Genomic DNA, 12491 nt, shown 5'->3' on the forward strand with positions numbered 1-12491 from the left:
CGCCCCTGCCCAGCTGAAGACCATCGAACAACGTCTGCTGTGGCTGTCGCACTGGATGATCCACAACGCGAACCACATTCGGCCAAGGTGGACGGCATCAAGGTGGGCGGGCATCAGGCGTCTTCGGCCTCGATGGTGTCGATCATGACGGCGGTTTATTTCAGCGCCCTGCGGCCAGAGGACGCGTGGCGGTGAAGCCCCATGCCTCGCCGATTTCCACGCGATGCAATACCTGATGGGCAACCAGACCCGCGAGAAGATGGAGAATTTCCGCGGGTTTCAGGGCGTGCAGAGCTACCCCAGCCGCACCAAGGACGTGGACGACGTGGATTTTTCCACCGGGTCGGTCGGGCTTGGGGTGGCGGTGACCTCCTTCGCTTCGCTGGTGCAGGATTACATCACCGCGAAAGACTGGGGCGCGGATGTCGATCTGGGCCGCATGGTCGCCTTGGTGGGCGACGCCGAGTTGGAGGGCAACATCTACGAGGCCCTGCAGGAGGGCTGGAAGAACGACCTGCGCAACACCTGGTGGATCATCGACTACAACCGCCAGTCGCTCGACGGGGTGGTGCGCGAGGGCTGTTCAAACGCATTGAGCAGATTTTCGACGCCTTCGGCTGGACGTGGTCAAGGTGAAATACGGCGCCTGCAGCGCGCCGCGTTCGAGGAGCCGGGCGGTGACAAGCTGCGCGACTGGATCGACAATTGCCCCAACCAGCTCTATTCGGCGCTGACCTATCAGGGCGGCGCGGTCTGGCGCGAGCGGTTGATGGAGGCGCTTGGCGATCAGGGTGATGTCACGGCATTGATCGACGCCCGCAGCGATGACGAACTGGCCGAGCTGATGGAGAACCTTGGCGGCAATTGCGTTGAGACCATGGCCGAGACCTTCGCCGCCATCGACCACGACCGCCCGGTCTGTTTTCTCGCCTATACCATCAAGGGCTGGGGCACGCCGATCGCAGGGCACAAGGACAACCACGGCGGTCTGATGACCAAGACCCAGATGGCCGACTGGCAGAAACACATGGGCGTGGCCGAGGGGGAGGAATGGGAGCCTTTCGCCACCGTCGAGGACCCGCAAGCGCTGCAAGCGGCGCTGGATCGCGTGCCCTTCTTCGCCAAGGGCCGCCGCCGCTACAATGATGCCACGCTGCCGGTGCCGCGGATCGAACTGTCGAGCGACCGCGAAATCTCCACGCAGATGGCCTTTGGCAAAATTCTCGACGATCTGTCGAAGGGCGACAGCGATCTCGCCTCCCGCATCGTTACCATGTCGCCGGACGTGACCGGGACCACGAACCTCGGGCCATGGGTGAACCGGCGCAAGCTCTTCGCGCGCAGCGAACAGGCCGACACTTTCATCAACGAGAAGATCCCCTCCACCGCGAAATGGGAATTCACGCCCGAGGGCCAGCACATCGAACTGGGCATCGCCGAGATGAATCTCTTCCTGCTTCTGGGCGCGGCGGGCCTGTCGCATTCGCTCTTTGGCAAGCGGGTCATTCCCATCGGCACGGTCTATGATCCCTTCGTCGCCCGCGGCTTGGATGCGCTGAACTACGCTTGTTATCAGGACGCGCGCTTCATGATCGTGGGCACCCCCTCGGGCGTGACGCTCGCGCCGAGGGCGGGGCGCATCAATCCATCGGCACGCCGCTCATCGGCATGAGCCAGGATGGCTTGGCGAGCTTTGAGCCTGCCTTCGCCGACGAGTTGGCGGTCATCATGCAGTGGGCCTTCGACTACCTGCAACGCGATGGCGAAGGCGACCCGGACGAGCGCACATGGCTGCGCGACGAGACCGGCGGCTCGGTCTATCTGCGGCTCACCACCAATCCCATCGAACAGCCCGGCAAGCGCGTCGACGAGGACTTCCGCCAAGGCGCCATCGACGGGGCCTATTGGCTGCGCAAGCCGGGGCCGAACTGCGACGTGGTGATCGCCTATCAAGGTGCCGTGGCGCCCGAGGCGATCAAGGCCGCGGGCAGCATCGCCGAGGGCCGCCGCGACGTGGTGTGCTTGCGGTGACCTCCGCCGACCGGCTGAACGCCGGCTGGACCGCGGCACAGCGCGCCCGGGCGCGCGGCAACCACGCGGCGCAGAGCCATATCGAAACGCTGCTCGGCCAATTGCCGCGCGATTGCAAGCTGGTGACGGTGATTGACGGCCATCCGGCGACACTGTCGTGGCTGGGCGCGGTCGTGGGGCATCAGACGGTGCCGCTTGGGGTCGAGCATTTCGGCCAGACCGGCACCATCGCCGACCTCTACCGGCATTTCGGGATCGACGCGCGCTCGATCGTGGAAAAGGTGCAGGGGCTCACCCCGGGCCGCCAGATGCTGCACCGGGTGGCGGGTTGATGGAAATGACCTATTCCCTTGCCATCCACGGCGGTGCCGGAACCATCCTCAAGGAAAACATGACGCCCGAGAAGGAGGCCGCCTATCACGATGGCCTCGCCCGTGCGCTGGAAGCCGGCGAAGCGGTGCTGCGCGACGGTGGCAGCGCGATGGATGCGGTGGTGGCCGCTGTCTGCGCGCTGGAGGATGAACCGCTGTTCAACGCAGGCCGCGGCGCGGTCTATACTTCCGAGGGCGTGCAGGAGATGGACGCCGCCGTGATGGATGGCGCCGACCGGCGCGCGGGCTCAGTGGCCGGGGTCTTCGGACCGAAGAACCCGGTGAAACTGGCGCGTGCGGTGATGGAGCGGACCGAGCATGTCACCTCTCATCGGCCCCAATGCGCTGGAGATCGCGCGGCAGGCGGGCCTCGAGTTCGCCGACCGTGACTATTTCTTCACCCAGTCCCGCTGGGATGCATTGCAGGAAACGCTCGAGATGCGCGCCCGCGGCGAGGTCTCGGACGATCCGGCGCGGCGGCATGGCACCGTCGGGGCCGTGGCGCGCGACGCGGCGGGCAACATCGCCGCCGCCACCTCAACGGGGGGCATGACCGCCAAGGCCCCGGGCCGGGTTGGCGACACGCCGATGATCGGCGCGGGCACCTTCGCCGACAACGCGACCTGCGCGGTCTCTGCCACCGGGCATGGCGAGATTTTCATCCGCTGGAACGCCGCCGGGGAGATCGCCGCGCGGATGCGCCACGCGGGCGAGGATCTGGCCACCGCCGCCGAACATGTGGTGATGCAGGATCTGGCACCCAACGACGGCTCGGGCGGGGTCATCGCAGTGGACGCGGCGGGCAATATCGCCATGCCGTTTAACTCGCAGGGCATGTACCGCGGCATGGTGCGTAAAGGCTGCGCGCCCGAGACCAGTATCTATTGAGCGGTGCGGCCCTTCGGTTGCCTTCCTGCCACGGGAAGGCGACAAATGCCGCCGCGAAGAGCCGCCCGCCATCTAAATCTTGACATTTTGTCCCCTCCCTTTGATTGACGGTCAAACGAACTTGACGGGAGAGGGACAAGGTGCGTTTTTTAGCAGCAATTGCCAGGGTGATCTGCGCGGTGAACTTGGTCATCGGCAATCTCTTTTCATGGCTCGCACTCGGCATCGTGTTGGTCTGTTTCACCGTGGTTGTGCAGCGCTATGTCTTCGCGATCAGCTTCGTTTGGATGCAAGACCTTTATATCTGGCTAAACGGCGCGATGTTCACGGCCGTGGCCGGTTTTGCGCTGCTGCGCGATGACCATGTGCGCGTCGACATCTTCTACCGCCCCGCCACTATGGCCCGCCGCGCACTGATTGACCTGATCGGCGTCATCGTCTTTCTGCTGCCCTTCTGCTGGATCGTCTACACCTATTCGATCCCCTTCGTGATCCGCGCTTGGGGCTATCAGGAAGGGTCGGCCAATGTGGGCGGCATGCCGGGGCTTTATATTCTCAAAGCCTTCATCATCGGCTTCGCATTTCTACTCGCAATTCAAGGGATTGCATGGATCATCCGCTCCATCCTCGTGCTCAGCGGCAATGCTGAGCTAGTGCCCAAATCCATGCAATACAGCCGGGACCAAATCCCGCAGACCATCCGCAGGGAGCCGTTTGATGGATCCGATTTTCATTGGCGAGATGCTCGCCGCGCTCATGTTCTTTGGCGTGATCGGCTTTTTGTTGCTCGGCTTTCCGGTGGCTTTCACCCTTGCTGGCGTGTCGCTGCTGTTTGGCGCCGTGGGCATGGGCTTCGGCGTGTTCGATCCCTCCAACTTCGGCTCGCTGCCGAACCGCTATATCGGCTTCATGACCAACGAAGTCTTGGTCGCCGTGCCGCTCTTTATCTTCATGGGGGTGATGCTGGAACGCAGCCAGATCGCCGAACAGCTTTTGCTGACCATGGGCAAGCTTTTCGGAAATATGCGCGGCGGTCTGGGGATTTCGGTGGTGCTTGTGGGCGCGATGCTCGCGGCATCCACCGGCGTCGTGGGGGCGACGGTTGTCACCATGGGCCTGATCTCTCTGCCCGCGATGCTGCGGGCGGGCTATGACCCCAAGCTTGCCACCGGGGTGATCTGCGCCAGCGGCACCTTGGGTCAGATCATCCCGCCCTCCACCGTGTTGATCTTCATGGGCGACATGCTTTCGGGCATTAACTCTCAGGTGCAGATGGCCAAGGGCAACTTTGCCCCCACGCCCGTCTCTGTGGGGGATCTCTTCGCTGGGGCGCTGCTGCCGGGGATTTTGCTGGTCTCGCTTTACCTGAGCTACGTTCTGTTCAAAGCCGCGACCGCGCCCGCCTCCTGCCCCGCGACGCCGGTTCCGGCGGATGAGAAAAGCCAACTGGTGCGGGATTTCTTTGTCGCCCTGATGCCGCCGCTCTTGCTGATCCTCGCCGTGCTGGGGTCGATCCTCGGCGGCATCGCCACCCCGACCGAGGCGGCCTCTGTCGGTGCTGTGGGGGCGATGGTGCTTGCGGCCATGCGCTGGCGTCTGTCCTTCCGCATCCTGCGGGAGACGATGATCGCCACGGCCACGATCACCAGCATGGTCTTTATCATTCTGCTGGGGGCTTCGGTCTTTTCCATCGTGTTCCGCATGATGGGCGGCGACAATCTGGTGCATGAGTTCCTCAGCAACCTGCCCGGCGGCCCCTTGGCGGCGGTGGCGGTGGTGATGATCATCATGTTCTTCTTGGGCTTCATCCTCGATACCTTTGAGATCATCTTTATCGTGATCCCGATCACCGCGCCGGTGCTGTTGATGCTGGACATCGATCCGATCTGGCTGGGCGTCTTGGTTGGGGTGAACTTGCAGACATCCTTCCTGACGCCGCCCTTCGGCTTTGCGCTGTTCTATCTGCGCGGGGTGGCCCCGGCGGATCTGCCGACCAGCGCGATTTACAAAGGTATCCTGCCCTTCGTGATGTTGCAGGTGGTGGCGATTGCGATCCTCTTTGCCTTCCCGCAAATCGTGACTTGGTTGCCTAAGGTGATCGCGGGGTGAGATAGCCCCCCGACGTTCAAAGGCCCGGCAGCAATGCCGGGCCTTTTTGGTTGAGCGGTAAGGGCATCGCCCTCCCTGGTGGGCGATCGAACCCGTAAATGGGGCTGCGCGGGAGCCCATTTCGCGAACCGATCCGGCTGTCGAAACGCTGCAAAATCGCCCTCCGGGGGAGGGAGGGCGATGCCCGGTGTGCCACCGGGCGGGACAGGTCTGAGACCGTCGTTTCATAGAAAAAGGCCCGGCGTTTCCACCGGGCCCTTCCAATCAGCGCGAAGCTTAGTACTTCAGGAACTTCTGACGCGCCTGCACATAGGGGCTGTCGATGTTCTCGGTCCGGGTACGGACGAGGTTCAGCGCTTCGACAAAGCTCTCGGCGGTCCTCTTGACCAGTGGGTCGTCGCTGTTGCGCAGTTCTTCGACCACTTCGACCGAGGCTTTGGCACCGGCTTCCATGATGTCGTCGGGGAAGTTGCGCACGGTCACGCCATGCTCTTCCTGTAGGGTCTTCAGCGCGCGCGGGTCGTTGGCGTAGAAGTCGGCAGCAACCTGATCGTACTCCGCTTGGCTTACGTCACGGATGATCGCCTGCAGGTTCTCGGGCAGTTCCTGATACTTCTTCTTGTCGACGACAAGCTCGGTCGCCAGACCCGATTCCACGAAGGACGGCATGTAGTAGTTTTTGGCCACCTGATGGAAGCCGAGCGCCAGATCGTTGTAGGGGCCCACGAATTCCGCAGCGTCGAGCGTGCCCGACTGAAGCGCTTGGAAGATTTCGCCCGCGGCCATGTTGGTCACGGTCGCGCCCAGTTTCTCCCACACACGGCCACCAAGGCCCGGGGTCCGGAAGCGCACACCTTTGACATCGTCGAGGCTCTTCAGCTCATCGCGGAACCAGCCGCCGGTCTGCGTGCCGGTGTTGCCCGACAGGAAGCCCTGAACGCCGAACTGGTCATAAATCTCGTCCCAGATCTCCTGACCGCCCATGTAGCGCATCCATGCCGTCAGTTCCGGCGTGGTCATGCCGTAGGGCACGCCGGTGAAGAAGGACAACGCAGGGGATTTGTTCTGCCAGTAGTAGGCGGCACCGTGGCTCATCTCGGCGGTGCCGTCGATCACGGCGTCGAGCGATTGCAGCGGCGGCACCATCTCACCGGCGGAGAAGACCTGAATGGTCAGCTCGCCACCCGAGGCGGCGGTGATCCGGTCGGCCAGACGCTGCGCGCCGACACCCAGACCGGGGAAGTTCTTGGGCCATGTGGTAACCATGCGCCATGTGATGTTGCCCTGCGCAATAGCGGGCGCTGCAAGTGTCGTGGCGGCAGCACCTGCCCCCATTACACCGGCTTTGCGGATAAATGAACGACGATCCATGTTTTTCCTCCCAAACGGATATTTGCTTAGCCTCCCCCGACGTCGACGCGGAGGGCCATGCGCAGCAGATAATCGTCGCTTTTCGAAAATGTCCATGGCTTAGGCAAATTGAAATCTCACCTTCTGGACAATCCCGCCCCAAGCCGCATACGTAGTGCTACTTAAAGCAGCATTATTAATGGTCTTTTGCCTTGTTTTCGGCAGAAAGGCAAATAATGTGCGAGCTGCCAGGGAGGGCTCAGATCTTGATAAAATTCATCGACCAGATGAACGAATTCGTCGGGCGCATCGTGTCGGTCGTCGCCGTCATTTTCGCCGCAATCATCATCTATGACGTCTTCATGCGCTATGCGCTGAATGACCCGACCCGCTGGGCCTTTGACGTCACGAAACAACTTTATGGCTTCTATTTCGTGATGCTGGGCGGCTATGCGCTGCGCCATCAGGCCCATGTGCGGGTCGATCTGATCACCGAAACCCTTGGCCCCAGCCTGCGCCGTTGGGTCGAAGCGGCGGGCTATGTGATCTTTTTCTTCCCCTTCGCGTGGATCTTCACCACCCGCTCTTATGAATTCGCCATGCGCTCCTATGCCCAAGGTGAGACGACATATGGCTCGGTCCAGCTGCCGGTCTATCCGCTGAAAATGGCCATGGCCCTCGCTGCCGGTCTTTTGCTGCTGCAAGGCGTGTCGGAATTTTTGAAACTCGTACTTAACCGTCAGGAACTGCCCCGTGACGCCTGAACTCATTGCACTCACCATGTTTGGCCTGCTTCTGCTGGGCCTCTTCATGGGCCACCCGCTGGCCTTCGTTCTGGGCGGCACCGCCGTTTTGGGCGCTGTCATCGCCGGCAAACCGATGGTGCTGGGCATCGTCATCAACCGAATTTTCGGCGATGTGCTGGACAACTTCACGCTGATCGCGATTCCGCTCTTTATCTTGATGGCAAGGTTCCTGTCCGATTCGGGCGTGACGGATAAGATGTTCGAATCACTGCGGCTTTTGATGTCGAACATTCGCGGCGGTCTGGCGTTGGCAGTGGTTTTCATCTCGATCCTGCTGGCCGCGACCACGGGTATCATCGGCGCCTCGATCACCGTGATGGGCGTGATGGCCCTGCGCCCGATGCTGCAATATGGCTATAGCCCGACCCTGACCACCGGGGTCATCGCCGCCTCGGGCTGTTTGGGCATTCTGATCCCGCCGTCGATCATGCTGATCCTCATGGCCTCTTATTCCCCCCTTTCGGTGGGGAGCTTTTCGCGGGCGCCATGGTGCCGGGCGTGGTGCTGGGGCTGCTCTATGCGGTCTGGGTTTTCGTCGTCGCTGTGGTCCGGCCCGACATGGCCCCCGCCGTCGAGCCTGATGAGAAAATCTCGAAACCCGCCCTTGTGCGCATGCTGCTGATCGAAGCCGTGCCGCCGCTGGTGCTGATCCTCGGCATTCTGGGCTCCCTGCTCGCGGGCATCGCCACGGCGACTGAAGCTTCCGCCATCGGTGCGGCGCTGGCACTGGTGATCGTTATCATGCGCGGCAAGTTCAGCTGGGCCTCTTTCTACGGCGCGATGTTGGAAACCGGGCGCACCTCGGCGATGATACTGTTTATCGTCGTGGGCGCCACCGCCTTTACCGGCGTGTTCAACATCACCGGTGGCCTGCGCGCCACGCAGGAGATCATCCGCAACCTCGACATGGCGCCTTGGCTCTTGATCGCGATGATGATGTTCATCGTCTTCATCCTCGGGGCCTTCCTCGACTGGACCGGCATCGTGCTGCTGTCCTTCCCGATCTTCCTGCCGATCGTGCAGGAGATGGACGTGAGCCTGTTGTGGTTCGTCGTCCTGATGTCGGTGGTTCTGCAAACGTCCTTTTTGACCCCGCCCTTTGGATATGCGCTCTTCTACCTGCGCGCCATTGCCCCGCGTGAGGTCAAGACGTCGCATATCATCGTCGGCGTGCTGCCTTTCATCGGTCTGATCCTGATGATGTGTGTGGCCATCGCCCTGTTCCCACAGCTTGTCACCTGGCTGCCGGAAACGCTCTATACAAAATAATCAACGGAGGAGAGAGATTATGAAATTGAAATCAACCCTTGCCGGTCTGGCACTCTGCGCGGGCGTTGCCACGCAGGCCGCGGCCCAAGACAGCTGGACCATGACCACCACATGGCCCACTTCGCTGGAACTGATCGAGATCGACAAGCATTTCGTCGATCTTGCCAACAAGCTGACCGGCGACGACCTGACAATCGAATTCTTCGAAGGTGGCTCCCTCGTGCCCGCGGGCGAAGTGTTCGGCGCGGTTGAATCCAACACCGTGCAGGCTGGCGCGGACTGGCCCGGTTACTGGGCGGGCCGCAACTCTGCCTTCTCGCCGCTGGCGACCACGGCGAGCCTGTTCAACGCGGTCGACTACGTCAACTGGATCGAGCAATGGGGCGGCAAAGAGCTTTATAACGAGATCTACGGCAAGTTCGGCATGGTCTATCTGCCCTACGGCGTGACCAACAACGAATCCGGCTTCCGCACCAACGAGCAAATCGTCACGCTGGAAGACCTCAAGGGCAAGCGTCTGCGCCTGTCGGGTCTGGAGCAGGGCCGTCTGTTGGAGAAACTGGGCGGGTCGCAGGTCTCTATGGCCGGTGGCGAAATCTATCAATCGCTTGAGCGCGGCGTGATCGATGGCGCGGAATTCTCGACCCCGAACGTCGACTTCTCGGGCGGTTTCCAGCAGGTCACCAAATACTGGGCGACACCGGGCTGGCACCAGTCCGCCTCGATCTTCGGTGTGATGATCAACAAAGGCGCATGGGACGCCCTGTCCGACGAGACCCGCGAAGCGCTTGAGATTGCAGCGCAGGCCAACCTCGTTTGGTCGCTGTCTTTCACCGAGAAGCGCGCGACCGAAGCGTACCAGCAGTTCCTCGACGCGGGCATCGAAATCAACCGCTACGATGACGAGACGCTGACCAAGGTTCAGGAGATGGCCAACGAGACCATCGAAGAGACCGCCTGCGAGAACCCCGATTCCGCAAAGGTTTACCTGAGCCAGCTGGAATATCTGAACGACTACGCGAAATGGCGTGACGCTTCGGCGCCGTTCAACCTTGGCCGCACACCGAATGGTCCGGACATCGAGAAGATCCGCGCCTGCGCGGAGTGATTTGAGAAGTCAGGTTTAAACGGATAGGCCCGCCAAATGGCGGGCCTTTTTTCCGTTTGGGGAAGAAGATCGAGGGCCATCGCCTGCCCGCGGGTCGGCGATCAAACGCTAGATGCTGCCACTTTATCCCTCAGCCATGATGTACCTTCGCGAGGTTGCACCCAGCCTCACCAAATCGCCTACCCGGGGGCGGGCAGGCGATGGCCCGGCGCCTGCGGCTTGATTCTGGGCCAGCGGCAAAATCGGCCCCTACCCCTCGACCCGTTTCAGGAACCGCTGCAACCGCGCATCCTTCGCCGCGCCAAAAATCTCCGACGGCGCTCCGCTCTCAACAATTTTCCCGCCGTCCATAAAGATCACCCGATCCGCGATCTCGCGGGCGAACTGCATCTCATGGGTCACGATCAGCATGGTCTGCTTGCGCTCCGCCACCGCGCGCATCAGGTCGAGCACCTCCCCCACCCATTCCGGATCGAGCGCCGAGGTCGGCTCGTCGAACAACATCAGTTCCGCCCCGAGCGCCATGGCGCGACCGATGCCAACACGCTGTTGCTGCCCACCGGACAACGCCGCCGGAAAACTGTCGGCCTTATCGGCCAAGCCGGTCTCAGCCAGAACCGAGAGCGCGCGTTCTTCGGCCTCGGCCTTGGGCCGTTTCTGCACCGTGACGAGCGCTTCCATGATGTTCTCTTTCGCCGTCTTGTTGGCGAAAAGCGCGTAGTTCTGGAACACCATCGCCGTCCGACGCCGCAGCGCTAAAATATCCGCCTTGCGCGCCTTGGCGGCATCGACGGTCACGTCGCCGATGCGAATGACCCCCTCTTGCGGCACGTCGAGGAAATTGAGGCAGCGCAGCAGGGTCGACTTGCCGGTGCCCGAGGGGCCAATCACGACCACCCGCTCGCCCTCGGCAATCTGCAAATCAATGCCGTTCAGAACCGGCGCGCCGCCGAAATCTTTGGTCAGGCCAGTGATATCAATCATCGCACGAACGCCTTATTCAGATAGGTTTCAAGCCGCTTTTGCACTTGGCTTAACGCTTCGACGATGACCCAATAGATCATGGCGACCACGAGATAGGCCTCGAAATAAAGGAAGCTCCCTGCGGCTTCTTTCTGGGCCGCGCCCATCATCTCGGTCACGCCGAGGGTAAAGGCGAGCGACGTGCCTTTGATCATGTCGATGAAATAATTCACCAGCGTCGGCGCGGCGATCCGGGCGGCCTGTGGCAGGATGATCCGCCACATCATCTGACCTTGGGTCATGCCGATGGACTGGGCCCCCTCCCATTGGCTGCGGTCCACCCCCATGATCGCGGCGCGGATGCTCTCGGCCATATAGGCTGCAAAATGCAGGGTCAGCCCCATGATGGCGGCAGTCACGCCGCTGATATTGGTCAGGAACGACAGCACCTGCGGCAGACCGAAGTAGAAAAGGAACAGTTGCACCAACAGCGGCGTGCCGCGAAAGAAACTGATGAAAACGATCACGAACCAGTCGAGCACGGGCACTTTCACAACCCGTTCAACCGCCAAAAGCGAGGCGAGGATGAGTGCGAACACCATCCCCGCCACCGCCATGAACAAGGTCAGCGGTACGTAGCCCAATATGACGGGCACCAGCCCCAGCATGTAGTCAAGGTCTAGCGCCCGCATGGGTTACTCCGCTTTGGTGATGTCTGTGCCGAACCACTTGTCCGAGATTTCGGCCAGTGTACCGTCTTCGCGCAGGGATTCCAGCGCAGTGTCGACACGGTCACGCAGCGCGCGGCCTTCGTCATTGTCTTGGAACGGCAGGGCGTTGCGGATCTCAGAGAAGGGCTTGCCCGCCAGTTGCAGCGGCAGGGGGCTTTCCTGAATAAGCTGCGCCGAAGAAACCCGGTCCATCACAAAGGCATCGACCCGGCCAAGCGCGGTATCTTGGGCGATGTTGGACTCATAGGTCTTGATCTCGATCTCATCGGCGAAGGCAAGTTCGTTCAAAAGCTGCTCGAAGTTCGACCCAAGGTTCACCGCCACGGTTTTGCCGCGCAGGTCTTCGACGCCGCCGATCTCTTCGTTGCCCTCTTTGGTCACGACCTGCGCACCGTCAAAGACATAAGGCGCGGTAAAGGCGAATTTTTCCTGACGCTCGGGCGTGATGGTGATCTGGTTGGCGATCGTATCAATGCGGCCTGCGTCCAGCGCGCCGATCAGGCCGGAGAAGGCCATGGTCTCGAACTCGACCTCGAAACCCGCCTCTTCGCCGACGGCGTTCATGACATCGACTTCAAAACCCTGAAGTACGTCCTGCTTCACGAAGGTGAAGGGGAAATAGCCGCCCGACATGCCGACGCGGAGCGTGTCATTGTCTTGGGCAAAGGCTGCGGTGCCGGTGACCGCGGCGAGCGCGGTTGCGGTAACGATCTGTTTCAGCATTGAATTTACTCCTCTAACGCTTGCGCTTCAGATGTCACCGGGCGCCGCCCGCTTCAACACCGTCGCTGAAACAGGAACGTTTGACGGGCAGGATCGGTTCAGATGGAATAACGGGTTTAGGGGAGTGACCCCGGCAGGGACA

General features: G+C 61.6%; 9 protein-coding genes and 3 pseudogenes. 8 read left to right on the forward strand and 4 right to left on the reverse strand.

Annotated elements, in window-relative coordinates:
- Window positions 1-13 precede the first annotated feature (13 nt).
- From CUR85_RS16540 to CUR85_RS16560, 5 genes and pseudogenes are all read left to right on the forward strand, one after another.
- Window positions 14-2363, forward strand: a pseudogene (locus CUR85_RS16540) (transketolase-like TK C-terminal-containing protein).
- Between the two features lie 5 nt (window positions 2364-2368).
- Complete coding sequence (locus CUR85_RS16545; RefSeq protein ID WP_280322903.1) at window positions 2369-2791, forward strand: isoaspartyl peptidase/L-asparaginase; 423 nt, start codon at window positions 2369-2371, stop codon at window positions 2789-2791.
- Window positions 2721-3290, forward strand: coding sequence for an isoaspartyl peptidase/L-asparaginase family protein (locus CUR85_RS16550; RefSeq protein ID WP_280322904.1), 570 nt, complete (start codon window positions 2721-2723; stop codon window positions 3288-3290). Before CUR85_RS16545 ends, CUR85_RS16550 begins: the two co-directional genes overlap by 71 nt.
- A gap of 251 nt (window positions 3291-3541) precedes the next feature.
- Window positions 3542-3853 (forward strand): annotated as a pseudogene (locus CUR85_RS16555) (TRAP transporter small permease subunit); the annotation flags it as partial.
- Window positions 3854-4007: 154 nt separating this feature from the next.
- Window positions 4008-5399, forward strand: coding sequence for a TRAP transporter large permease (locus tag CUR85_RS16560; protein ID WP_067263664.1), 1392 nt, complete (start codon window positions 4008-4010; stop codon window positions 5397-5399).
- Window positions 5400-5675: 276 nt separating this feature from the next.
- Here the strand turns inward: CUR85_RS16560 and CUR85_RS16565 are convergent, their stop codons facing one another.
- Window positions 5676-6770: a TRAP transporter substrate-binding protein gene (locus CUR85_RS16565; protein ID WP_067266590.1), complete on the reverse strand. Its 1095-nt coding sequence runs from the start codon at window positions 6768-6770 to the stop codon at window positions 5676-5678.
- A gap of 242 nt (window positions 6771-7012) precedes the next feature.
- Between CUR85_RS16565 and CUR85_RS16570 the strand changes: the two genes are divergently transcribed.
- The 3 genes and pseudogenes from CUR85_RS16570 (at window position 7013) to dctP (ending at window position 9932) form a co-directional block, all read left to right on the forward strand.
- Complete coding sequence (locus tag CUR85_RS16570; RefSeq protein WP_067266598.1) at window positions 7013-7513, forward strand: TRAP transporter small permease subunit; 501 nt, start codon at window positions 7013-7015, stop codon at window positions 7511-7513.
- A 16-nt stretch (window positions 7514-7529) separates the two neighbouring features.
- Window positions 7530-8824 (forward strand): annotated as a pseudogene (locus CUR85_RS16575) (TRAP transporter large permease).
- Between the two features lie 19 nt (window positions 8825-8843).
- The gene (gene dctP / locus CUR85_RS16580) at window positions 8844-9932 is read left to right on the forward strand and encodes a TRAP transporter substrate-binding protein DctP (RefSeq protein ID WP_067266589.1); all 1089 of its coding nucleotides are present in this window, start codon (window positions 8844-8846) and stop codon (window positions 9930-9932) included.
- A gap of 249 nt (window positions 9933-10181) precedes the next feature.
- On the opposite strand, the gene CUR85_RS16585 is transcribed toward dctP, so the two are convergent.
- The 3 genes from CUR85_RS16585 to CUR85_RS16595 are packed head-to-tail and all read right to left on the reverse strand — an operon-like array spanning window position 10182 to window position 12349.
- Window positions 10182-10916, reverse strand: coding sequence for an amino acid ABC transporter ATP-binding protein (locus CUR85_RS16585; protein ID WP_067266588.1), 735 nt, complete (start codon window positions 10914-10916; stop codon window positions 10182-10184).
- Window positions 10913-11587, reverse strand: a complete 675-nt coding sequence (locus CUR85_RS16590) for an amino acid ABC transporter permease (protein ID WP_067266587.1) — start codon at window positions 11585-11587, stop codon at window positions 10913-10915. Before CUR85_RS16590 ends, CUR85_RS16585 begins: the two co-directional genes overlap by 4 nt.
- A gap of 3 nt (window positions 11588-11590) precedes the next feature.
- Window positions 11591-12349, reverse strand: a complete 759-nt coding sequence (locus CUR85_RS16595) for an amino acid ABC transporter substrate-binding protein (RefSeq protein WP_067266585.1) — start codon at window positions 12347-12349, stop codon at window positions 11591-11593.
- Window positions 12350-12491: the final 142 nt, after the last annotated feature.

It is taken from the genome of Sulfitobacter faviae, assembly GCF_029870955.1.
GTDB classification, from domain to species: Bacteria; Pseudomonadota; Alphaproteobacteria; order Rhodobacterales; family Rhodobacteraceae; genus Sulfitobacter; species Sulfitobacter faviae.